The organism is Streptomyces sp. NPDC094143, from assembly GCF_040303825.1.
GTDB lineage: Bacteria > Actinomycetota > Actinomycetes > Streptomycetales > Streptomycetaceae > Streptomyces.
On record NZ_JBEOTZ010000022.1, the window covers coordinates 76,000 to 96,788 of the forward strand.

Annotated in this window: 22 protein-coding genes; 9 read left to right on the forward strand and 13 right to left on the reverse strand. The window is 72.3% G+C overall.

Annotated elements, in window-relative coordinates:
• Positions 1 to 39: 39 nt before the first annotated feature.
• Positions 40 to 690, reverse strand: coding sequence for an HAD-IA family hydrolase (locus ABTZ58_RS25805; RefSeq protein WP_351361147.1), 651 nt, complete (start codon positions 688 to 690; stop codon positions 40 to 42).
• Between the two features lie 69 nt (positions 691 to 759).
• Between ABTZ58_RS25805 and ABTZ58_RS25810 the strand changes: the two genes are divergently transcribed.
• Positions 760 to 1,119, forward strand: coding sequence for a hypothetical protein (locus ABTZ58_RS25810; RefSeq protein WP_351361150.1), 360 nt, complete (start codon positions 760 to 762; stop codon positions 1,117 to 1,119).
• Positions 1,100 to 1,528 (forward strand): hypothetical protein, encoded by a 429-nt coding sequence (locus ABTZ58_RS25815; RefSeq protein WP_351361153.1) that lies wholly within the window; start codon positions 1,100 to 1,102, stop codon positions 1,526 to 1,528. Before ABTZ58_RS25810 ends, ABTZ58_RS25815 begins: the two co-directional genes overlap by 20 nt.
• A gap of 68 nt (positions 1,529 to 1,596) precedes the next feature.
• On the opposite strand, the gene ABTZ58_RS25820 is transcribed toward ABTZ58_RS25815, so the two are convergent.
• The 3 genes from ABTZ58_RS25820 to ABTZ58_RS25830 form a co-directional block, all read right to left on the reverse strand.
• Positions 1,597 to 2,094, reverse strand: a complete 498-nt coding sequence (locus tag ABTZ58_RS25820) for a GNAT family N-acetyltransferase (RefSeq protein ID WP_351361318.1) — start codon at positions 2,092 to 2,094, stop codon at positions 1,597 to 1,599.
• A 57-nt stretch (positions 2,095 to 2,151) separates the two neighbouring features.
• The gene (locus tag ABTZ58_RS25825) at positions 2,152 to 2,646 is read right to left on the reverse strand and encodes an RNA polymerase sigma factor (protein WP_351361156.1); all 495 of its coding nucleotides are present in this window, start codon (positions 2,644 to 2,646) and stop codon (positions 2,152 to 2,154) included.
• 88 nt (positions 2,647 to 2,734) lie between these two features.
• The gene (locus ABTZ58_RS25830) at positions 2,735 to 3,895 is read right to left on the reverse strand and encodes a glycerophosphodiester phosphodiesterase (RefSeq protein WP_351361158.1); all 1,161 of its coding nucleotides are present in this window, start codon (positions 3,893 to 3,895) and stop codon (positions 2,735 to 2,737) included.
• A gap of 385 nt (positions 3,896 to 4,280) precedes the next feature.
• Between ABTZ58_RS25830 and ABTZ58_RS25835 the strand changes: the two genes are divergently transcribed.
• Positions 4,281 to 4,955 carry a lysophospholipid acyltransferase family protein gene (locus ABTZ58_RS25835; RefSeq protein ID WP_094057175.1) on the forward strand — a complete coding sequence of 225 codons (675 nt, stop codon included), beginning with the start codon at positions 4,281 to 4,283 and terminating at the stop codon, positions 4,953 to 4,955.
• 134 nt (positions 4,956 to 5,089) lie between these two features.
• On the opposite strand, the gene ABTZ58_RS25840 is transcribed toward ABTZ58_RS25835, so the two are convergent.
• The 4 genes from ABTZ58_RS25840 to argH form a co-directional block, all read right to left on the reverse strand.
• The gene (locus tag ABTZ58_RS25840) at positions 5,090 to 6,625 is read right to left on the reverse strand and encodes an MFS transporter (RefSeq protein ID WP_351361161.1); all 1,536 of its coding nucleotides are present in this window, start codon (positions 6,623 to 6,625) and stop codon (positions 5,090 to 5,092) included.
• Positions 6,622 to 7,173 (reverse strand): TetR/AcrR family transcriptional regulator, encoded by a 552-nt coding sequence (locus ABTZ58_RS25845; RefSeq protein ID WP_309096222.1) that lies wholly within the window; start codon positions 7,171 to 7,173, stop codon positions 6,622 to 6,624. Before ABTZ58_RS25845 ends, ABTZ58_RS25840 begins: the two co-directional genes overlap by 4 nt.
• 84 nt (positions 7,174 to 7,257) lie before the next feature.
• Complete coding sequence (locus ABTZ58_RS25850) at positions 7,258 to 8,229, reverse strand: aldo/keto reductase (protein ID WP_351361164.1); 972 nt, start codon at positions 8,227 to 8,229, stop codon at positions 7,258 to 7,260.
• A gap of 165 nt (positions 8,230 to 8,394) precedes the next feature.
• Positions 8,395 to 9,828 carry an argininosuccinate lyase gene (gene argH, locus ABTZ58_RS25855; protein ID WP_351361167.1) on the reverse strand — a complete coding sequence of 478 codons (1,434 nt, stop codon included), beginning with the start codon at positions 9,826 to 9,828 and terminating at the stop codon, positions 8,395 to 8,397.
• A 252-nt stretch (positions 9,829 to 10,080) separates the two neighbouring features.
• Between argH and ABTZ58_RS25860 the strand changes: the two genes are divergently transcribed.
• From ABTZ58_RS25860 to ABTZ58_RS25885, 6 genes are all read left to right on the forward strand, one after another.
• A complete protein-coding gene (locus tag ABTZ58_RS25860; RefSeq protein WP_351361170.1) occupies positions 10,081 to 10,983 on the forward strand; it encodes a hypothetical protein in 903 nt (300 codons plus the stop codon).
• Positions 10,984 to 11,116: 133 nt separating this feature from the next.
• A complete protein-coding gene (locus ABTZ58_RS25865) occupies positions 11,117 to 11,704 on the forward strand; it encodes a pyridoxamine 5'-phosphate oxidase family protein (RefSeq protein ID WP_351361173.1) in 588 nt (195 codons plus the stop codon).
• Positions 11,705 to 11,707: 3 nt separating this feature from the next.
• Positions 11,708 to 12,403 carry a L,D-transpeptidase family protein gene (locus ABTZ58_RS25870; protein ID WP_351361176.1) on the forward strand — a complete coding sequence of 232 codons (696 nt, stop codon included), beginning with the start codon at positions 11,708 to 11,710 and terminating at the stop codon, positions 12,401 to 12,403.
• Between the two features lie 114 nt (positions 12,404 to 12,517).
• Entirely contained in the window at positions 12,518 to 13,900 is a 1,383-nt protein-coding gene (locus ABTZ58_RS25875; protein WP_309096228.1) for a ferredoxin reductase family protein, read from the forward strand.
• A gap of 40 nt (positions 13,901 to 13,940) precedes the next feature.
• On the forward strand, positions 13,941 to 15,023 hold the full coding sequence (locus ABTZ58_RS25880; RefSeq protein WP_351361179.1) for an FMN-binding protein: 1,083 nt from the start codon (positions 13,941 to 13,943) through the stop codon (positions 15,021 to 15,023).
• Positions 15,024 to 15,078: 55 nt separating this feature from the next.
• Positions 15,079 to 15,819 carry an FAD:protein FMN transferase gene (locus ABTZ58_RS25885; protein WP_351361321.1) on the forward strand — a complete coding sequence of 247 codons (741 nt, stop codon included), beginning with the start codon at positions 15,079 to 15,081 and terminating at the stop codon, positions 15,817 to 15,819.
• Positions 15,820 to 15,884: 65 nt separating this feature from the next.
• Here ABTZ58_RS25885 and ABTZ58_RS25890 read toward each other — a convergent pair whose 3' ends face one another.
• Genes ABTZ58_RS25890 through argC form a run of 5 tightly spaced genes read right to left on the reverse strand, consistent with a single transcriptional unit; the run spans position 15,885 to position 20,727 of the window.
• Positions 15,885 to 16,430 carry an arginine repressor gene (locus tag ABTZ58_RS25890; RefSeq protein WP_309096230.1) on the reverse strand — a complete coding sequence of 182 codons (546 nt, stop codon included), beginning with the start codon at positions 16,428 to 16,430 and terminating at the stop codon, positions 15,885 to 15,887.
• A gap of 7 nt (positions 16,431 to 16,437) precedes the next feature.
• Complete coding sequence (locus tag ABTZ58_RS25895; RefSeq protein WP_351361182.1) at positions 16,438 to 17,637, reverse strand: acetylornithine transaminase; 1,200 nt, start codon at positions 17,635 to 17,637, stop codon at positions 16,438 to 16,440.
• Positions 17,634 to 18,554, reverse strand: coding sequence for an acetylglutamate kinase (gene argB, locus ABTZ58_RS25900; protein ID WP_351361185.1), 921 nt, complete (start codon positions 18,552 to 18,554; stop codon positions 17,634 to 17,636). The genes ABTZ58_RS25895 and argB overlap by 4 nt, the downstream gene beginning before the upstream one ends.
• Positions 18,551 to 19,702, reverse strand: a complete 1,152-nt coding sequence (gene argJ, locus ABTZ58_RS25905; RefSeq protein ID WP_351361188.1) for a bifunctional glutamate N-acetyltransferase/amino-acid acetyltransferase ArgJ — start codon at positions 19,700 to 19,702, stop codon at positions 18,551 to 18,553. The genes argB and argJ overlap by 4 nt, the downstream gene beginning before the upstream one ends.
• Entirely contained in the window at positions 19,699 to 20,727 is a 1,029-nt protein-coding gene (gene argC, locus ABTZ58_RS25910; protein WP_351361191.1) for an N-acetyl-gamma-glutamyl-phosphate reductase, read from the reverse strand. The genes argJ and argC overlap by 4 nt, the downstream gene beginning before the upstream one ends.
• Positions 20,728 to 20,789 lie beyond the last annotated feature (62 nt).

Consider the following 20,789-nt stretch of genomic DNA (forward strand, 5'->3'; position numbering starts at 1 on the left):
TCCGGATGCTGGACAGCGGTGGACAGGGGCGGCCGTCGGTCAGGGGCGCTCGGCGATCTCCACGCCCTCCTCGGTGACCAGTGCGGACAGGGCCGACAGGTTCTTGACGACCAGGTCGGCCCGGAGTTCGCGGGCCTGGTGGGTTGTGGTCAACGCCACGGTCGTCATGCCGGCGGCGCGGCCGGCCGCGAGGCCCGCGGGGGCGTCCTCGAAGACGACGCAGTGGGCGGGGTCGACACCGAGGGCGCGGGCGGCGAGCAGGTAGGGCTCGGGGTCGGGCTTGCCCCGGGTGACGTCGTCGGCGGCGACGAGCGTCTTGGGCAGGATGCCGACGGCGTCGAGCCGGGCCTCGGCGAGCCGCCGGGTGGCGGAGGTGACGACGGCCCAGCGGTCGGCCGGCAGGGCGTCGAGGAAGGCGCGGGTGCCGGGCAGCAGGTGCACACCGCCGTTGGGGACGTCGTCGACCTCCAGGTCCTCGATCCGGGCGACGGCCTCCGGCACGATCTCGGCCGGCAGCAGGTCGGCGGCTATCTCGGCGGCCGGGCGGCCGTGCAGCTCGATCCGCGCGAACCGCTCGGGCGTGATCCCGTACTCCGCCGCCCACCGGGCCCAGCAGCGGTCCACCGAGGCGAGGGAGGAGACCAGGGTTCCGTCGTTGTCGAACAGCAGGGCGTGTGCGCGGATCGTCATGCCCTCGACCCTACGGTGCGGGCCAGGGGCGGAAGCATCGGGCCTTTTCGGCCGTAATAAGGTCGCTGCATGCTCACTGTCCTGACGCTGGTGACCGGCGTCGCCGCGCTGCTGCTCGCCGCCTGGTGCGGCTGGGCGGCCTACCGTGACCAGCCGACGAAGGACTGGCACTTCATCGGGATGGCCGTGGTCACCCTGCTGTCGTTGGTCCAGCTGGTGGTCGGGATCGTGCTGCTGGCGCGGGGCGAGAAGCCGGAGCAGGGCACGACGATCTTCGTGGCGTATCTGCTGGGGGCGTTCGCGTGTGTGCCGGCCGCGGGGTTCATGTCGCTGGCCGAGCGGACCCGGTGGGGTTCGGTGACGGTCGCCGCGGGTGGCGTGGTGCTGGCGGTGCTGGAGGTGCGGCTCTATGACATCTGGGGAGGCTGAGGTGAGCCGCCGGCGGCTGACGTCCGGCCCGGGGACGCTGCTGGTGTGGCTCTACGGCGTGATGGTCGTGGGTGCGGTGTCGCGCTCCGCGTACCAGATCGCGACCGAGTTCGACCGGGCCCCGCTGGCGTACGCGCTGTCGGCCGTGGCCGGTGTCGTGTACGGGTTCATCACCTACTCGCTGGTGCGGGGCGGGGAGACGGCGCGGAGGGCCGCCCTGGCGTGCTGTGCCGCCGAGTTGGCGGGTGTGCTGACGGTGGGGACGTGGACGCTGATCGAGCCGTCGGCGTTCCCGGACGCGACCGTCTGGTCCGACTTCGGGATGGGCTACCTCTTCATCCCCGTGCTCTTGCCGCTGTCCGCGATCTACTGGTTGCGCAGGGGAGTGCCCCGGGGGGATGCCGCCTGAGGTTCGTCAGGCGGCCGCGGGTCGTGGGTGGTCGCTCGCGCGGTTTCCGCGCCCCTGAGGGGCGAAGATCAAGCCGTCGCCGCGTAGGTGCCGGCCGGCTTCTCCAGGACGATCATCGGTACGCCGTCCGCGCCCTGCAGCGTGCCCACCGTCTCGTAGCCGACCTTGCGGTAGAGGCGGAGGTTGCCCTCGCTGCGGTGGCCCGTGTGCAGGCGGAAGCGGGTCGCGCCGTGCCGGTCGGCCAGGGCCGCTTCGGCCGCGCGGAGCAGGCGGGCGCCGATGCCGTGCCCCTGGAGGCGGGGGTGGACGCAGAGCTTGCCGATCGCGGCGGCGCCGTCCTCGGTGACCGAGCCGCGGACCGAGCCGACGACCTCCTCACCGAGCCGGGCGACGAAGACGCAGTCCCGGGCGACCTCCTGGCGGACCGAGTCGAGGGTTTGGACCAGCGGGTCGATGCGGTAGTTCCCGTACAGCGCCGCCTCCGTCTGGAAGCACAGGTACTGCAGCCTGAAGATCTGCTCCGCGTCCTGCTCGGTCGCCGCAGAGATGGTCACGCTCATGCCCATGTGCGCACGCCTCCCGCTCATCTGATCACCGGTGGTTCCTCACTCCTATCCCCGTCCTCAGCGGGCCGCAACCTCCGGTGTGAGCAATCTGCGCAGACATCCCAGGCATCTGGAACGTTCCGGGCCGAGACTCCCCTGTGAGATACCCAACTCCCCTGCGATTTCCCGGTATGTCAGGTCCTTGGGCGACAGCAGGGCCTCCATCAGCCGCGGGCAGCGGCCCGGGAGGCGGCGCACGGCCTCGCGCAGGACCCGGCCGCGGGCCGCGGCGAGGGCCAGCTCCTCGGGGTCACGGCCGCCGTCGTCCACCGGTTCGAGGGCGTACGGCCGTTCGAGGCGGCTGGTACGACGGCTGCGGCGCACCTCGGAGCGGACGGCCCGGCGCAGCCATCCCTCGGGGTCGGCCGGCGGGCCGTCGGCGTCGAGGCGCTCCAGCAGGCGGAGCCAGACCGCCTGCTCCAGATCGCCGGGCTCGGCTCCGGCGGCATCTGCCTCCGCCGAGGCCTCGGCGGTGAGCAGGGGGCCCAGGGCGGTGACCAGGTCATGCGTCATATGCGGAGCGACGCGGCCGCCCGGGCGGCGGGTTGCCCGGGCGGCCGAACCTCACTCGAACGGTGGGTGTGCGCTCACGTCTTGCCGCTCAGCCGTTGCGGAAGTCCTCCCGGGCCAGCAGGCCGGTGTCGGGGTGGTCGGTGAAGACGCCGTCGATGCCGGTCGCGAAGTAAGTCCGGTAGGCGCCGAAGACGTCGCCGTAGGCGTCCGGGTCCGCGCCCTTGCGGAAGTCCGCGGGCAGGAAGGGGTTCTCGTTGCGCAGGGTGTACGGGTGCAGGATCAGCCCGACCTTGTGGGCGTCGGCGACGAGCGTGGTCGGGCGGGTGAGGTTGCCCTTGGCGTCGCGCGGGATGATCAGGTCCAGGGTCGGCCCGATGCCCTGGGCGTAGGAGGCGATCTCCCTGAGGCCGGCCGGCTTGACCAGGTCGGCCACCGTGCGCGGGTCGCCGGTCTCGACGAAGTCCCAGGGGCGGGAGCCGGCCGACGACAGCAGGACCACCAGCGGGTTGTCGACGAGCTTGTTCAGGCGCTCGATGCTGGTCGGCTCGAACGACTGCAGGATGACCGGGGAGTTGCGCCGGTCCTTGCGGTACTTGCGCAGCAGCTTGGCGACGCGCTCCTCCAGGGGCAAACCCTGCTTGCGGAAGTAGGTGGGGTGCTTGAGCTCGGGGTAGATCCACACCTGCTTGCCGCGCTTGCGGGTCTGCTCGTCCTGCCAGCGCAGGACCTCCTCGAAGGTGGGGATCTCCCAGCGCCCGTCGTAGAGGGTGTTGTGCGGGCGGTTGGCCGGGATGCGCTCGGTCGCGCGCAGGGTCTTCAGCTCGGCGAGCGTGAAGTCCTCGGTGAACCAGCCGGTGGTGGAGACGCCGTCGAGCAGCTTGGTCTTCCTGCGGTCGGCGAACTCGGGGTGGGCGGCCACGTCGGTCGTGCCGCCGATCTCCGGCTCGTGACGGCAGACCAGGTGGCCGTCCTTCGTCGGGACCAGATCGCCCGCCTCGACGATGTCGGCGCCCATGTCGAGGGCCAGCTGGTAGGAGCCGAAGGTGTGCTCCGGGCGGTAGCCGCTGGCGCCCCGGTGGCCGATGATCGTCGGCTTGGGCAGGCTGCGCACTCCCCCGCCGCCGTGCCCGTCGGCTCTGGCCGTGCCGGTCATGCCGAGGACCGCTCCGCCGGCGCTGAGCACCGCCGCGCCGAGCAGGGCCCGCCGTCCGGTCCCACCCGTGATTTCGTTCGACTCCTGCGTTCCCATGAGCGCCCTCCCTGCCGTCGGCTCGTCCGTGCGGGCCGATCGTAGGGGCGCGTACATGACCGGCGGGAGACCGCGCGCGGAACACGCGGGTGACGGGGGATGTCACTGGGCCGGCGGGGGCGGGGAACTGACGGTTTGTCGCGTCCGGCCCGATTCGGCGCTGCCGTTCCGGGAACGCGTCCCGCAAGGCCCGGGGGCGATGTGCGTCACACCATGTCGACCGCGTTACGGACCGTCGGCGACACGCCACCGCAGGTAAACACGCGTCAACAGTGCGTAAGGCGTCGGTGAAGTCGCCGTGCCCGATGTGCGCGACCCCGACGCCCGCGAGTATCGTCCTCACCTGCACAGACTCATAGTGAATCCCTTGACACCGGAGGGTCCGTTGTCCCGCTTCGCGCTCATCAAGGCAGTGCTCGGCCCGGTCATGCGCCTGATGTTCCGCCCACAGGTGGAGGGCGCGGAGCACATTCCCGGCGACGGTCCCGTCATCCTGGCCGGAAACCACCTGACGTTCATCGACTCGATGATCCTGCCGCTGGTCTGCGACCGTCAGGTCTTCTTCATCGGCAAGGACGAGTACGTGACCGGCAAGGGCCTCAAGGGCCGGCTGATGGCCTGGTTCTTCACCGGCGTCGGCATGATCCCGGTGGACCGTGACGGGGGCCGGGGCGGGGTCGCCGCGCTGATGACCGGGCGCCGGGTGCTGGAGGAGGGGCGGGTGTTCGGCATCTACCCCGAGGGCACGCGCTCGCCCGACGGGCGGCTGTACCGGGGGCGGACCGGGATCGCCCGCCTGACCCTGATGACCGGGGCGCCCGTGGTGCCGTTCGCGATGATCGGCACGGACAAGCTGCAGCCGGGCGGGGCGGGGCTGCCCCGGCCGGGCAAGGTCACCGTGCGCTTCGGCGAGGCGATGGAGTTCTCCCGCTACGAGGGGATGGACCGGGACCGGTACGTGCTGCGGGCGGTGACCGACTCGGTGATGGCCGAGGTCATGCGGTTGTCGGGGCAGGAGTACGTGGACATGTACGCGAGCAAGGCGAAGGAAGCGGCGTAGGTTTCCGGGGGCGCCTTCGGCTCGGGTGGCCATGGAGCGTCGGCGGCTGCGGGTCGCGGTGGGCTTGTCGCGCGGTTCCCCGCGCCCCTGAGGGCATGGCCCTCAGGGGCGTTCGCCGGCTGCGCAAGTGAGGGTCACGCGTGGCCGGTCGGGCCGTCTTCCAGCTTCTGTCCCCGCAGCAGGAACCATGCCGCGACCGAGGCGGCCAGCAGGACGGCCGCGCCGACGCCCGCCGCGAGCGTCAGCCCGTCGACGAAGGCCGTGCGGGCCGCGTCCAGCATCACGGCGGCGCTGTGCGCGGGCATGCCCGCGGCGGCCTCGACCGCGCCGCCCAGCGATTCGTGAGCGGCGGCCGGTGTGCCCGCGGGCCCGGTGAAGTCGCGGTAGACGCCGGTCACGATCGAGCCGAGCACGGCGATCCCGAGGGCGGCGCCGAGTTCGTACGCCGTCTCGGACACGGCGGACGCGGAGCCGGCCTGCTCCTTGGGCACGCTGGAGAGGATGACGTCGGCGGTCACGGTGAAGGAGAAGCCCGCACCGACGCCGACGACCAGCAACGCCGCCCCCAGCAGCGGGTAGCCGGTGGACTGGCCGATCACGGTGAGCGCGGCCAGCGCGAGTCCGATCGCCGCGAGCCCGCCGGAGACGACGGCGCGCACCGAGAGGCGGCGGGCCGCACGCCCCGCGACCAGACCGGCCACCACCGCGCCGACGGCGGCGGGCAGTTCGGCCAGACCCGCCTCGAACGGGCGCCTGCCCTGCACGAGTTGCAGGTACTGCGAGAGGAAGAACACCAGCCCGGACAGGCCGAGGATGGTCAGCAGGTCGGCGAGCACCGCCCCGCTGAAGCCGCGGTTGCGGAAGAGCCGCATGTCCAGCAGCGGTGCGGGGAGCCGCAGCTGACGGCGGACGAACCCGTGCAGGGCCGCCGCGCCCAGCAGCCCGGCGGCCGCCGTGCTCCAGGCGAAGCCGTGTGTCGCCGCTTCCTTGACTGCGTAGACGATGCCGATCATGCCGACCAGGGACAGCACGACGCTGATCAGGTCCCAGGGGCCGGGGTTCGTGGTGCGCGACTCGGGCAGCAGCCTGATGCCGACGAGGACCAGCACGATCATCACGGGCAGGTTGATCAGGAAGACCGAGCCCCACCAGAAGTGCTCCAGCAGGAAGCCGCCGACGATCGGCCCGACGGCCGTACCGGCCGAGGCCGTCGCGCCCCAGATGCCGACGGCGAGGCTGCGCTCGCGCGGATCGTGGAACAGGTTGCGGATCAGGGCGAGGGTGGCCGGCATCAGGGTGGCGCCGGCGACGCCGAGCAGCGCCCGGGCGACGATCAGCGTCTCGGGTGTGCCGGCGTAGGCGTTGAGGACGGATATCGCGCCGAACGCCGTGGCGCCCGCGAGCAGGATCCGCTTGCGGCCGATGCGGTCGCCGAGGCTGCCCATGGAGACGAGCAGGCCGGCGATGACGAACGAGTAGACGTCGCCGATCCACAGCAGCTGGGTGCCGGACGGCTCGAGATCCTCGCTGATGTAGGGGGTCGCGAGACCGAGGACGGTCGCGTCGACGGCCACCAGCAGCACGGCGAGCACGAGGACGCCGAGCGCGAGCCAGCGGCCCGGGCGCTTCACCGCCTCCGTCGTGGTCGTCGGCTGCAGGGTGCTGGTCATGATTCCTCTCTCCTGAGTGCGCCGCCGAGCAGCAGCTCGACGATCATGTGCGGGAAGTCCTTGGGGGCGCCCTTGCCGCTCTGCACCAGCCAGGCGCCGGAGGCCAGCAGGCCGTAGAGCGCCTCCGTGAGCCAGGCCGGCGTGAGGTCGATGCGGAACTCGCCCTCGCGCTGGCCGCGCCGGAACAGGGCGGAGATCCGGTCGTCGATCAGGGCCCAGCCCGCGTTCTGCTCCTCGCCCTCGAAGAGCTGGTTCTCGCTGTAGAGGAAGGCGAGCAGTCCGGCGGCGGGTTCGAGGGCGCCGACGAGCCGGCGCACGGCCTCGCTCGCCGTGCCCTCGTCCAGCCGGGCCGCGTCCAGCGCCGCCTCGCACTCGGCGATGCCGAGCGACTCCAGCGCGCGGACGAGGGCGTCACGCCCGGCGAAGTGCCGGTGCAGCGTGGCCCGGCTGATGCCGGCGGCCCTGGCGACCTCGTCCATGGTCGCGGTGGATCTGCGGGTCAGCAGGGCCGCGGCGGAGCGCAGCACGTGATCGAGGTCGACAGCCATGAGACAACGATAGCCCATATGAGACATCCATGTCTCATCGCGGGCATGCGTGACTCACGACTCGCTTCAGGATCGGTGGAGAGATCAGTGCCAGGGCAGCTGTCCGCGCCGCTCCCAGTAGGCGCGCGGGTCCTCGGCCAGTGTGGCGAGGCGGGTGAGCTGGTCGTCGTCGAGGTCGACCACGGCGGCGTGCAGGTTCGAGGCGAGCTGGGCGGTGGTGGCGGCGCCGGAGAGGACGACACCGGCCCAGGGCTGCCGCAGCACGAGGGCCAGGGCGACGGCGTCGCAGCCCAGTCCGGTCCGCTCGGCGATCTCCTGGACGACGGCCGGGGCGTGCGGCCCGGCGAGGCGCCCGTTGGCCATGCCCTCCTTGACGATCACCGTGAGGCCGGCGTCGTGCGCCTCGGCTAGGGCGGGGGCGGCGGAGGTCTCCAGCGCGTTGTACGTGGACTGCACGGTACGGAAGAGGGGTTCGCCGTCGACCGTCACGGCGAGGGCGGCGCGGATCGCCTCGGCCTGGGCCGGGCCGCTGGTGGAGAAGCCGACGGTGAGGCCCTGGGCGGCGGCCTCGGCGAGCTTCGCGTGCAGTTCCTTGTCGGTGAGGGCCGGGCTGTCCGGGGTCACCGAGTGGATCTGGTAGAGGTCGAGCCGGTCGCCGAGCAGCGCGTCGCTCTCGGCGCGCTGACGTTCGTAGGTGGCGAGGGTGTGGTCCTTGACCTCGTGCGTCTCGGCGTCGGTGGACCAGCCGGCGGTGTAGGTGTAGCCCCATTTGCTGCCGACGACGATGTCGTCCAGGCCGGGCCGCTCCTTGAGCCAGCCGGCCAGGAACTCCTCCGAGCGGCCGTAGGAGCGGGCGACGTCGAAGTAGCGGACGCCCTGGGCGTAGGCGGCGTCGAGGAGTTCGTGGGTGCGGGTGCGGAGCGCTTCGACACTGCGGTCCGCGCCGAGGTCCTCGTCCCGGCCGAGATTGATGTACCCGGGGCGGCCGACCGCGGCGAGGCCGAGGCCGATGTGGCAGGTGGGGGTCGTTGCTGTGGCCAGGCGGGCGAAGGGCATCGTCTGCTCCGTTCGGTCGGCTCCGGTTCGGCTCCGGTTCGGCTCCGACCCAACGTAACCCGCGATGACCTTCGCCTCAGCGCTCGGCCGTTGGCGGTGTTTCGGCGAGTGCGGGTCGTCTTCGCTTGTTCGCGCGGTTCCCCGCGCCCGGAGAGGGCGTCGCCGTCAGCCCCGCCGCTTCGCCACGGCCCACTCGTGCTGGGCGGCCACGTCCTGCTTCACCTCGGCCAGCTGGACCGCCACCGCGCTCGGGGCCGTGCCGCCTCGGCCGTCGCGGGAAGCCAGGGCTCCGGGGACGTTGAGGACCGAGCGGACCTCGGGCGTCAGGTGGGACGAGATCTTCGCGAACTGCTCGTCCGTCAGCTCGTCCAGTTCCTTGCCCTCGGCCTCGGCGGCCTTGACGCACTCGCCGGCGACCTCGTGGGCCACCCGGAACGGCACGCCCTGCTTGACCAGCCATTCGGCGATGTCGGTGGCGAGGGAGAAGCCGGCCGGGGCCAGTTCCTCCATGCGCTCGCGGTGGACGGTGAGGGTGGCCATCATGCCGGTGAAGGCGGGGAGCAGGACCTCCAGCTGGTCGATGGAGTCGAAGACCGGCTCCTTGTCCTCCTGCAGGTCACGGTTGTAGGCGAGCGGGAGGGCCTTGAGCGTGGCCAGCAGCCCCGTCAGGTTGCCGATCAGGCGGCCGGACTTGCCGCGGGCCAGCTCCGCGATGTCCGGGTTCTTCTTCTGCGGCATGATCGACGAGCCCGTCGAGAAGGCGTCGTGCAGGGTCACGAAGGAGAACTCCTTCGTGTTCCAGAGGATGACCTCCTCGGCGATCCGGGAGAGGTTGACCCCGATCATCGCCGTGATGAAGGCGAACTCGGCGACGAAGTCGCGCGAGGCCGTGCCGTCGATGGAGTTGGCCGCCGAGCCGTGCTCGAAGCCGAGGTCCCTGGCCACCGCCTCCGGGTCCAGACCGAGGGAGGAGCCGGCCAGAGCGCCCGAGCCGTAGGGCGACACGGCCGTGCGCGCGTCCCACTGGCGCAGTCGCTCCGCGTCCCGGGAGAGGGACTGGACGTGGGCGAGGACGTGGTGCGCGAAGAGGACCGGCTGGGCGTGCTGCAGGTGCGTGCGGCCGGGCATCGCCACGTCGGGGTGGGCCTCGGCGAGGCCGATCAGCGCGTCCTGGAGCTCGGCGATCAGGCCGCCGATGACCCGGGCGTGGTCGCGCAGGTACATGCGGAAGAGGGTGGCGACCTGGTCGTTGCGGGAGCGGCCCGCGCGGAGCTTGCCCCCGAGGTCGGGGCCGAGACGCTCCAGCAGGCCCCGCTCCAGGGCCGTGTGCACGTCCTCGTCGGCGATCGTGCCCGTGAAGGAGCCGTCGGCGACGTCGGTCTCCAGCTGGTCGAGACCGGCGATCATCCGGGTCAGCTCGTCGTCCGTGAGGAGGCCCGCCTTGTGCAGCACGCGCGCGTGCGCACGGGAACCGGCGATGTCGTACGGCGCGAGCCGCCAGTCGAAGTGGACGGACGCGGACAGCTTCGCCAGCGCCTCGGCGGGACCGTCGGCGAAACGGCCGCCCCAGAGCCGGACGTCACCGCTGTTGCTGCTCACCTGCTGCGCTCCTCACTGGGTGGGATGGGCACCGCCATGGGCAGTGTCCTGCATGATTATGCAGAGTTCTGCATGATTCGTCAATCGAGGCGACTGACGGGACGATCCGGGGCCGGTTTCCGGTCACGCCGAGGGAATTCGCGAGCCCATTGAACGCGGGAAACCGCTTACCCGTACCTCTCGGCGAACGCAGGCGCCGCGTTTGTACCCACAGGACCCACCGAACCCACCGACCCCTAGTGAGGCACCCCCATGTCCAGGGCTCTTCCGAAGTACGACAAGCGTCGCGTCGCGTTCATCGGCGGCGCGGCCGCGGTGGCGCTGTCCGGCACGGCGATCGCCGGTTTCGCGCTCGCCGGGGAGACGTCCGGGAGCGGCGGGACGAACGCCCGGACGCTGGCGGGCCCCGGCACCATCACGTGCCCGGACGTCACCTCCCGGCTGCCCGACGTCCCCGCTTCGGCGCGGGCGGAGGTCGACAGCAACCTGGCCCAGCTGAACACGCAGATCCAGGAGGCCAACAAGCGCCTGGTCGACACCGTCGGCCAGGGCGGCCCCAACTTCGTGCAGAACGCCATCCTCGGCCCGCTGGAGGACAAGCGCGTCGCCGCCCTCAACCGCATCGAGACCGCCATCGGGCGGGCCGCCGCCAAGCCCGAGGGCCTGGAGGCCTTCGCGGCCTGTCAGCTCGACGCCGACGGCGGTGCGGGAGCGGGCGAGGCGGGCGCGGGGGCCGGAGCCGAGGCGAGCGCGGGCGCCGGAGCCGGAGCCGATGAGGGCGGCGCGGGTGCCGGAGCCGGAGCCGATGAGGGCGGCGCGGGTGCCGGAGAGGGCGGCGCGGGCGAGGCGGGCAACGCCGGGGCCGGCACGATCGACTGCCCGGACGTCGCCTCGCGGCTGCCGGCGGTCCCGGCCTCCGCCCAGGCCGAGGTCGACCGCAACCTCGGCCAGCTGGACACCCAGATCCAGGAGGCCAACAAGCGCCTGGTCGACACCGTCGGCCAGGGCGGCCCCAACTTCGTCCAGAACGCCATTCTCGGCCCGCTGGAGGACAAGCGCGTCGCCGCGATCAACCGCATCGCCACCGCCATCGGCCGCACGGCCGAGCGCCCGGCCGGCCTGGACTCCCTGGCCGCCTGCACGCTCACCAAGTGAGGTGACAGGCGCCGTGGCCGCCCCGTGGGAGCGCCGGCCGGGGCGGCCACGGACACGTGCGGGATCCGGCAGAGGTGACCGGATCCCGCAATTCCTTAGACAGTCGAAGGACCTGCGTCCATAATCGTTAGACATGGGAAAGACTTATGAGGGCATAGACGGCCGGCTCCGCTCGTTCATCGAGGCGCAGCCGGTCTTCTTCACCGCCACCGCTCCCCTGTCCGCCGACGGCACGATCAACCTCTCCCCCAAGGGCCTCAAGGGCTCCTTCGCGGTGCTCGACGAACACACCGTGGCCTATCTGGACTTCGCCGGCTCCAACGCCGAGACCATCGCCCATCTGCGGGAGAACGGGCGGATCACCTTGATGTGGTGTGCCTTCCAGGGCCCGCCCAACATCGTGCGGGTGCACGGCAGGGGTGAGCCGGTCTTCCGCGACGACCCCCGGTTCGGGGAACTGCTCGCCCGCTTCCCGGACATCGACCCGGCCCCGCACGGCCTGCGCGCGATCATCGTCGTCACCGCCGAACTCGTCCGCGACACCTGCGGCTACGCCGTGCCCTTCATGACGTACGAGGAGGACCGCGACCTGCACGGCAAGCGGTTCGCCCGGGAGGACGACGCCTCGCTCGGCGCGTACTTCGCCAAGAAGGAGCACATCGCCACCAGCCTGGACGGACTACCCGGGCTGCCGTTGCCACTGCCGCCCTCTACGGTCTGAGGCATGCGCCCCGGTGCCGTCGCCCTCACCGTCTCCGCCCTCCTGCTGCTCGGCGCCGGGCCGCCCGCGCCGCCGCTGCCGGCCCGGATGGCCGACACGGGCGGCGGCACCCAGCTCATCACCGCGGTGGCCCCGGCGAGGACCTCGACCACGGGCACGGTCACCTGGTGGAACCGGACCCGGGGCGGCCGGTGGGTCGAGGCGGGTTCCGCGCCCGCGCGCTTCGGAGCGAACGGGCTCGTCGAGGGCGAGGCGCGCAGACAGGGCACCGACACCACACCCGCCGGTCTGTACGACCTGCCGTACGCCTTCGGCATCGAGGCGGCGCCGCGCGGGACGGCGTATCCGTACCGCCGGGTGCGCCAGGACTCCTGGTGGTGCCAGGACAACGACTCCCGCGCCTACAACCGCTGGAGCGAGCCCCGCGCGGCCGACTGCCGGGCCGCCGAGTCCGAGCACCTGGCCGGCTACCGGACGCAGTACGCGCACGCGCTGGTCATCGGCTTCAACTACGCGCGTCCCGTGCGGGGGCGGGGTGCGGGCATCTTCCTCCACGTCCACGGGCGGGGCCCGACGGCCGGCTGCGTGTCGGTGTCCGGGGCCGCGATGCGGCGGATCCTGACCTGGGCGGACCCCGCACGGCGGCCGCACATCGCCGTGGGCACCCAAAGCGGGAGCACGGCCGTCACGCGCTGGTGACGGCCGCCGTCACCAGCGGTCACGGCTGTCCGCACACGTATCGGTACGCGGCTGAACACTCCCGTGTCCCGGCGCGTATCTGTGGGCCAAGGGTCAAGTCCCCACGGAGGAACCGTGACCACCACGCTCGCAGGCGGCCGTGCCGCCCGCCGCCAGACGATGCGCCGCATCCGCCCGCGCCGCTCCCCGGCCGTACCGCTGCTGATCGCCCTGTGGGCGGGTGCGGCGGCCGTGCTGTGGCTGTGGTGGGACAACACACCGTCCCTCGCGGACACCACGAGCAAGATCGTGGCGGCCGGCCGGATCACGGGCCTGCTCGCCGGCTATCTGATGGCGCTGGTGGTGCTCCAGATGGCGCGGGTCCCGGCACTGGAGCGGCGGGTGGGCACCGACCGGGTCGCGCGCTGGCACGCCATGACAGGCCGCTACACGCTCTGCCTGGTCCTCGCCCACGTCTTCCTCATCATGTGGGGTTACGCGCTGCAGGCCGGCAAAGGGCTCGGCGACGTCGTCCAGCAGACCGTCGACTCCGTCAACCAGCTGCCGGACATGGGCAAGGCGGCCATCGGCACCGGCCTGCTGTTCGTCATCGGGATCCTGTCGATCGGCGGCGTACGCCGGCTGATCGGGTACGACACCTGGTACCACGTGCACCTGCTCACCTACGCGGCCGTGTACCTGACGTTCTGGCACCAGATCACCACGGGCAACGAATTCGCCGTCGAGCCCACCGCGAAGACCTTCTGGTACGGGCTGTACGGCGTGGTGACCGCGCTGGTGGTCTGGTACCGGATCCTCACCCCGATCCGGCTGAACGTGCGGCACCGCATGCGCGTCGAGGCGGTCATCGAGGAGACCCCGGGCATCGTGTCCGTGCTGATCGGCGGGCGCAAGCTGCACCGGATGGGCGCGGAGGCCGGGCACTTCTTCCGCTGGCGGTTCATGGCGCCGGGCATGCGCTTCAGCTCCCACCCGTACTCCCTGTCGGCGGCGCCCCGTCCGGACATGCTGCGCATCACCGTCAAGGCGATCGGCGACCACACCGAAAGGCTGCGCGAGCTGACGCCCGGCACCCGGGTGTGGGCGGAGGGCCCGTACGGCGCGTTGACCGCGCAGCGCCGCAGCCGCGGCAAGGTGCTGCTGGTGGCGGGCGGGGTGGGGATCACCCCGATGCGGGCGCTGTTCGAGACGCTGCCCGGCGCCGCCGGTGACATCACGCTGCTCTACCGCGCCAACAGCACCCAGGACCTGGCCCTGTGGGGCGAACTCGCCAAGATCGCCGACGAGCGCGGCGCGCGGCTGATGTACGCGGTCAACAGCCCGGACGGGGAACGCCCCGACATCTCCGCCGAGTCCCTCCAGCGGAAGATCCCGGACATCGGCGACCACGACGTCTTCATGTGCGGGCCGCCCGGCTTCGCGCAGTCGGTCTACGAGGCACTGCGCGGCGCGGGAGTCCCCGCCCGCCGTATCCATCACGAGTCGTTCGAGATGTGAGCGACGGGACATCAACGGCCCTTCAGGAGTTTGGGAAACGATGAGGAAGTCTCACCCCGTCCGGCGTGCCGTGCTCGCCGGCGCAGCCACCGTCTCCGGGATCGTGCTGCTGCTGTCGCTGAAGCCGGCCTCCGACCCGGGCTCCGCCCAGGCTGCGGGTGGCCAGCTCCCGCCGGCGGCGGCCGGGCAGGCCCCGCAGGGCGGCGTGAACGGCGCGGTCACCGGTGACGCGGCGCAGACGCAGTACGGCCCGGTGCAGGTCCGCGTCACCATGAGCAACGGCAAGATCACCAAAGCCGAGGCGGTCCGGACACCCGAGGGCGGCCGGAGCGACCAGATCACGGCCAACGCCGTGCCCCGGCTCAACCAGGCGGCGGTCGCGGCCCAGAGCGCGGACATCGACGCCGTGTCCGGGGCGACGTACACCAGTGCCGGCTACAAGAAGTCGCTCCAGTCCGCCCTGGACAAGGCGAAGGCCGCGGCGGGCGCCGCGCAGGGCGGAGGCGCGGGCGCGGGCGCCGCCGCGACGGTGACCGGGGACGTCGCGCAGACCGAGTACGGGCCGGTCCAGGTCCGGATCACCGTCGCCGGGGGCAAGATCACCAAGGCCGAGGCGGTGCAGGCCCCCAAGGGCGGCCGCAGCGACCAGATCACCTCCGCCTCCGTCCCCCGCCTCAACCAGGCCGCCGTCGCCGCGGGCAACGCACGGATCGACTCCGTCTCCGGAGCCACCTACACCAGCGCCGGCTACAAGAAGTCCCTCCAGTCCGCCCTGGACCAGGCCCCCCCGGCGCGGGGCGGCTCCTCGCAGGCCGCCGGTTCGGGAGGCGGCGGCGGGGAGCAGGCCGGGACCCGGACGCTCACCGGCGGCGTGGCGCAGACGCAGTACGGCCCGGTGCAGGTGCGGGTGACCGTGACGGGCGGGAAGATCACCAAGGCCGAGGCGGTGCAGGCCCCCAAGGGCGGCCGCAGCGACCAGATCACCTCCGCCTCCGTCCCCCGCCTCAACCAGGCCGCCGTCGCCGCGGGCAACGCACGGATCGACTCCGTCTCCGGAGCCACCTACACCAGCGCCGGCTACAAGAAGTCCCTCCAGTCCGCCCTGGACCAGGCCGGTGGCTGACACGGTGGCCGGCTCCGCACAGGCTCCCGCCGCGGTGCGTCACGTGGAGGAGACGATGGGGACCGTCTTCTCGCTCGACGTCCGCGGCGGGGAATCGGCCGCCGTGCGCGCGGCCCTGGACGAGGTCGTGGCCGGGCTGCACCGGGTCGACGAGGTGTTCAGCACCTACCGCGAGGACAGCCAGGTCTCCCGGCTGCGGCGCGGTGAGGTGAGTGTCGGGCAGTGCGACCCCGAGGTCGCCGAGGTGCTGGAGCTGGCGGCCGAGGCCGAGCGGGTGAGCGACGGCTGGTTCAGCACGTCGTACCAGGGCCGCCTCGATCCGACCGGCATCGTCAAGGGCTGGGCGGTCGAACGGTCGGCGCGGCGGCTGGCGGAGGTGCCCGGGGTGTGCGGGGTGAGCGTCAACGGCGGCGGGGACGTGCAGCTGCTGGGGGCGCCGGAGCCGCACCGGCCGTGGCGCGTGGGGGTGTCGGACCCGTTGCGGCCGGGCGGGCTGGCGGCGGTCGTCTCGGCGGCCGGGGCGGAGGAGCTGTCGGTGGCGACGTCCGGTACGGCGGAGCGGGGGGCGCACATCGTCGACCCGCGCACCGGCCGTCCGGCCGTGACCGACCTGGCCGCCGTGACGGTGGTGGGGCCCCGGCTGACCTGGGCGGACTGCTGGGCGACGGCGGCGTTCGCGATGGGCTCGCGGGAGGGCCTGGCCTGGCTGGAGTCGCTGCCCGACGTGGAGGCGCTGCTGATCACGGCCGGTGACGAGGTCCGGTGCACGGGGGGCCTGGCGACGCGGCTCGGGTGACCGGCCTCCGGGGCGCGGGGAACCGCGCGGCCAGGCACCACCCACGCGCACCCGAACGACGAACCTCACTGCCCGTTCTGCGCCAGCCGCAGCAGATGGTCCGCCAATGCCTGCCCACCCGTCGGCTCCCGGCTGATCAGCAGCAGCGTGTCGTCCCCGGCGATCGTGCCCAGGATGTCGTGCAGCTCGGCCTGGTCGATGGCCGAGGCCAGGAACTGCGCCGCCCCCGGAGGGGTCCGCAGGACCACGAGGTTCGCCGAGGCCTCGGCGGAGATCAGCAGCTCCTGGGAGAGCCGCCGCATCCGCTCCTCCTTCGCCGACCCGCCCAGCGGAGCCCGCGGGGTGCGGAACCCGCCCTCGCTCGGCACCGCGTAGATCAGGTCCCCGTCGGTGTTGCGGATCTTCACCGCGTTCAGCTCGTCCAGGTCCCGGGAGAGCGTCGCCTGCGTGACGCTCAGCCCGTCGTCGGCGAGCAGCTTCGCCAGCTGGCTCTGCGAGCGGACCGGCTGCCGGTTGAGGATGTCCACGATCCGGCGGTGGCGTGCGGTGCGGGTCTGCGGCACGGCGGGCCCGTTCGCCCCCGGCTGCTCGTGGTCCTGCGCCTGGCTCATCGTCGTCTCATTCCCCGGATCGTCCGTCCCCGTGCACTGCCTGGAGGATGCCGGGAAGTGCCCCCAGGAAGGCGTCCACGTCGGCGTCGCGGAGGTTCAGCGGCGGCATCAGCCGGACGACGTCGGGGGCGGGCGCGTTCACCAGGAAACCGGCCTCCTGAGCCGCCTGGCGCACCTGCGGCGCGAGCGGCTCGGTGAGCACGATACCCAGGAGGAGTCCCGCGCCCCGGACGGAGTCGATCAACTGATGGCCGAGGCCCTCGATTCCGTCCCGCAACTTCTCGCTCTGCCGCTTGACGTTCTCCAGCAACCCCTCGTTCTCGATGGTGTCGAGGACGGCGAGTCCGGCGGCGCAGGCGACGGGGTTGCCGCCGAAGGTCGTGCCGTGGTGGCCGGGACGCAGCAGCTCCGCGGCCCGTCCGAAGGCGACGGTCGCGCCGAGCGGCAGCCCGCCGCCGAGCTGCTTGGCCAGGGTCACGACGTCGGGCAGGACGCCCTCGTGGGCCTGGTACTCGAACCAGTGCCCGGTCCGGCCGATGCCGGTCTGCACCTCGTCCAGGACGAGGAGTGCCCCGGTCGCGGCCGTGATGGCCCGGGCGGCCTTGAGGTACCCGGCGGGCGGGACGACGACGCCGAGTTCGCCCTGGATCGGCTCCAGGACGACGAGCGCGGTCTCCTCGGTGACGGCGGCGGCCAGGGCCTGTGCGTCGCCGAACGGCACGTGCGTGACGTCGCCGGGCAGCGGCAGGAACGGCTCGCGCTTGGGCTGCTGGCCGGTGAGCGCCAGGGCGCCCATGGTCCGCCCGTGGAAGGCGCCCTCGGTGGCCACGACGTGGGTGCGCCCGGTCAGCCGGCCGATCTTGAAGGCGGCCTCGTTGGCCTCGGCGCCGGAGTTGCAGAAGAAGACCCTGCCGTCCCGGCCGAACAGCCTCAGCAGCCGTTCGGCGAGCGTCACGGTCGGGTCGGCCATGAAGAAGTTGGAGATGTGGCCGAGTGAGCCGATCTGCCGGGTCACGGCCTCGACGATCGCCGGGTGGGCGTGGCCGAGGGCGTTGGTCGCGATGCCGCCCACGAAGTCGAGGTAGGACCTGCCGTCGGCGTCCCACACCGTGGTGCCCGCACCGCGGACGAGGGGCAGCAGCGGGGTGCCGTAGTTGTTCATGAGCGCGCCCCGCCACCGCCCGGCGAGTTCCTCGTTGGCGGTCATACGGCATCCCCCTTCTCGTCGGGCACGACCATCGTGCCGATGCCCTCGTCGGTGAAGATCTCCAGCAGGATCGAGTGCTGGACCCGGCCGTCGATGACGCGGGCGGTGTTCACGCCGTTGCGCACGGCGTGCAGGCAGCCCTCCATCTTCGGCACCATGCCGGAGGACAGGTCCGGCAGCAGCCGCTCCAGCTCGGAGGCGGTGAGGCGGCTGATCACCTCGTCGCTGTGCGGCCAGTCCTCGTAGAGTCCCTCGACGTCCGTGAGGACCATGAGGGTTTCGGCGCCCAGTGCAGCAGCGAGTGCCGCAGCCGCCGTATCAGCATTGACGTTGTAGACATGCCCCGAATCACTGTCGTCCTGGGAGCGGGCGATCGAGGAGACGACCGGGATGCGGCCGTCCGCGAGCAGGGCCTCGATGACGCCCGTGTCGATCGCGGTGATCTCGCCGACCCGCCCGATGTCGACGAGTTCGCCGTCGATCTCGGGCTGGTGCTTGGTGGCGCTGATGGTGTGGGCGTCCTCGCCGGTCAGGCCGACGGCGAGCGGGCCGTGCCGGTTGAGCAGGCCGACCAGTTCGCGCTGCACCTGCCCGGCCAGCACCATGCGGACGACGTCCATGGCGTCCTCGGTGGTGACCCTCAGGCCCGCCTTGAACTCGCTGACGATGCCGTGCTGGTCGAGGGCGGCGCTGATCTGCGGGCCGCCGCCGTGCACGACGACCGGCTTGAGGCCGGCGTGGTGCAGGAAGACCACGTCCTGGGCGAAGGCGGCCTTGAGGTCCTCGTCGACCATGGCGTTGCCGCCGAACTTGATGACGACCGTCTTGCCGTTGTGCCGGACCAGCCAGGGCAGGGCCTCGATGAGGATCTGGGCCTTGGGCAGCGCGGTGTGCCTGCGTGTCGCTCCACTGCTCATGACGAGTACGCGCTGTTCTCGTGGACGTAGTCGGCGGTGAGGTCGTTGGTCCAGATGGTGGCGGTCTCGGACCCGGCGGCGAGGTCGGCGACGATGTGCACCTCGCGGTAGCGCATGTCGACCTTCTCGCGGTCCTCGCCGACGGAGCCGTTCTTGCAGACCCAGACGCCGTTGATGGCGACGTTGAGCCGGTCCGGCTCGAAGGCGGCCCGGGTCGTGCCGATCGCGGAGAGCACGCGGCCCCAGTTGGGGTCCTCGCCGTGGATGGCGCACTTGAGGAGGTTGTTGCGGGCGATGGAGCGGCCCACCTCGACGGCGTCGTCCTCGGTCGCGGCGTTGATCACCTCGACCTTGATGTCCTTGCTGGCGCCCTCGGCGTCGCGGATGAGCTGCCGGCCGAGGTCGTCGCAGACCTGCCGCACGGCCTCGGCGAACTCCTCGTAGGCGGGGGTGACGCCCGACGAGCCCGAGGCGAGCAGGAGCACGGTGTCGTTGGTGGACATGCAGCCGTCGGAGTCGACGCGGTCGAAGGTCGTGCGGGTGGCCGCGCGCAGCGCCTTGTCCAGGTCTCCGTTGCCGAGGTCGGCGTCGGTGGTGAGGACGACGAGCATGGTGGCGAGGCCGGGGGCGAGCATGCCCGCGCCCTTGGCCATGCCGCCGACCGTCCAGCCGTCCCTGGTCACGACGGACGTCTTGTGGACGGTGTCGGTGGTCTTGATGGCGATGGCGGCCTTCTCCCCGCCGTGCTCGCTCAGGGCCGCGGCGGCCTGCTCGACACCCGGGAGCAGCTTGTCCATCGGCAGCAGGACTCCGATGAGGCCGGTCGAGCAGACGGCGATCTCGATGGCGCCCCGCCCGAGGACCTCGGCGGCCTTCTCGGCCGTCGCGTGCGTGTCCTGGAAGCCCTTCGGCCCGGTGCAGGCGTTGGCGCCGCCGGAGTTGAGGACGACGGCGGAGACCTGGCCGCTCCTGAGGACCTGCTCGGACCACAGCACCGGGGCGGCCTTCACGCGGTTGGCGGTGAAGACGCCGGCGGCGGCGCGGCGCGGCCCGGTGTTGACCACGAGGGCCAGGTCGGGGTTGCCGTTCTCCTTGATCCCGGCGGCGATGCCCGCCGCCGTGAATCCCTTCGCTGCCGTCACGCTCACGGCGCAACTCCGATCGTCGTCAGTCCGGTGGTCTCGTCGAGACCCAGGGCGATGTTCATGCTCTGGACGGCACCGCCCGCGGTGCCCTTGGTGAGGTTGTCGATGGCGCTGATCACGATGATCCGTGCGGCGGCCTCGTCGTACGCGACCTGCAGCTGAACGGCGTTCGAACCGTGGACGGACGCCGTGGCGGGCCACTGGCCCTCGGGCAGCAGGTGCACGAAGGGCTCGTCGGCGTACGCCTTGTCGTAGGCGGCGCGCAGGGACTCGCCGGTGACGCCGGCCGTGGCCTTCGCGCTGCAGGTGGCGAGGATGCCGCGCGGCATCGGCGCGAGGGTCGGGGTGAAGGACACGGAGACCGTCGCGCCCGCGGCGGCGCTGAGGTTCTGGGTGATCTCGGGGGTGTGCCGGTGCCCGCCGCCGACGCCGTAGGGGGACATCGAGCCCATGACCTCGCTGCCCAGCAGGTGCGGCCTGGGCGCCTTGCCGGCGCCGGACGTGCCGGACGCGGCGACGATCACCGCCTCGGGCTCGGCCAGGCCCGCCGTGTACGCGGGGACGAGGGCCAGGGAGACGGCGGTCGGGTAGCAGCCGGGTACCGCGATGCGCTTGGCCCCTTCCAGAGCGGCGCGGGCACCCGGCAGTTCGGGAAGGCCGTAGGGCCAGGTTCCGGCGTGCGGCGAGCCGTAGAACCTCTCCCAGGCGGCGGCGTCGGTGAGCCGGAAGTCGGCGCCCATGTCGACGACCAGCACGTCCGGCCCGAGTCGCTCGGCGACGGCGGCGGACTGACCGTGCGGCAGCGCCAGGAAGACGACGTCGTGGCCGTCGAGGGCCTCCGGGGTGGTCTCCCGCAGCACGCGGCCGGCCAGGGGCAGCAGGTGCGGCTGGAGCGCGCCGAGCCGCTGCCCGGCGTTGGAGTTGCCGGTCAGGGCGCCGATCTCGACCTCGGGGTGGGCCAGGAGCAGACGCAGCAGTTCCCCGCCCGCGTATCCACTCGCTCCGGCCACTGCCGCTCGTACCGCCATGGAATCCTCCTCCTCAGAGGGCATGACTATACGTTTCCATGCACGTTTATGCAATCCTGTCC

Bases quoted from the DNA above. Each gene is read 5' to 3' on its own strand.
- ABTZ58_RS25805 (WP_351361147.1), bottom strand. From the start codon at position 690: ATGACGATCCGCGCACACGCCCTGCTGTTCGACAACGACGGAACCCTG.
- ABTZ58_RS25810 (WP_351361150.1), top strand. From the start codon at position 760: ATGCTCACTGTCCTGACGCTGGTGACCGGCGTCGCCGCGCTGCTGCTC.
- ABTZ58_RS25815 (WP_351361153.1), top strand. From the start codon at position 1,100: ATGACATCTGGGGAGGCTGAGGTGAGCCGCCGGCGGCTGACGTCCGGC.
- ABTZ58_RS25820 (WP_351361318.1), bottom strand. From the start codon at position 2,094: ATGGGCATGAGCGTGACCATCTCTGCGGCGACCGAGCAGGACGCGGAG.
- ABTZ58_RS25825 (WP_351361156.1), bottom strand. From the start codon at position 2,646: ATGACGCATGACCTGGTCACCGCCCTGGGCCCCCTGCTCACCGCCGAG.
- ABTZ58_RS25830 (WP_351361158.1), bottom strand. From the start codon at position 3,895: ATGGGAACGCAGGAGTCGAACGAAATCACGGGTGGGACCGGACGGCGG.
- ABTZ58_RS25840 (WP_351361161.1), bottom strand. From the start codon at position 6,625: ATGACCAGCACCCTGCAGCCGACGACCACGACGGAGGCGGTGAAGCGC.
- ABTZ58_RS25845 (WP_309096222.1), bottom strand. From the start codon at position 7,173: ATGGCTGTCGACCTCGATCACGTGCTGCGCTCCGCCGCGGCCCTGCTG.
- ABTZ58_RS25850 (WP_351361164.1), bottom strand. From the start codon at position 8,229: ATGCCCTTCGCCCGCCTGGCCACAGCAACGACCCCCACCTGCCACATC.
- ABTZ58_RS25860 (WP_351361170.1), top strand. From the start codon at position 10,081: ATGTCCAGGGCTCTTCCGAAGTACGACAAGCGTCGCGTCGCGTTCATC.
- ABTZ58_RS25865 (WP_351361173.1), top strand. From the start codon at position 11,117: ATGGGAAAGACTTATGAGGGCATAGACGGCCGGCTCCGCTCGTTCATC.
- ABTZ58_RS25870 (WP_351361176.1), top strand. From the start codon at position 11,708: ATGCGCCCCGGTGCCGTCGCCCTCACCGTCTCCGCCCTCCTGCTGCTC.
- ABTZ58_RS25880 (WP_351361179.1), top strand. From the start codon at position 13,941: ATGAGGAAGTCTCACCCCGTCCGGCGTGCCGTGCTCGCCGGCGCAGCC.
- ABTZ58_RS25885 (WP_351361321.1), top strand. From the start codon at position 15,079: ATGGGGACCGTCTTCTCGCTCGACGTCCGCGGCGGGGAATCGGCCGCC.
- ABTZ58_RS25890 (WP_309096230.1), bottom strand. From the start codon at position 16,430: ATGAGCCAGGCGCAGGACCACGAGCAGCCGGGGGCGAACGGGCCCGCC.
- ABTZ58_RS25895 (WP_351361182.1), bottom strand. From the start codon at position 17,637: ATGACCGCCAACGAGGAACTCGCCGGGCGGTGGCGGGGCGCGCTCATG.
- argB (WP_351361185.1), bottom strand. From the start codon at position 18,554: ATGAGCAGTGGAGCGACACGCAGGCACACCGCGCTGCCCAAGGCCCAG.
- argC (WP_351361191.1), bottom strand. From the start codon at position 20,727: ATGGCGGTACGAGCGGCAGTGGCCGGAGCGAGTGGATACGCGGGCGGG.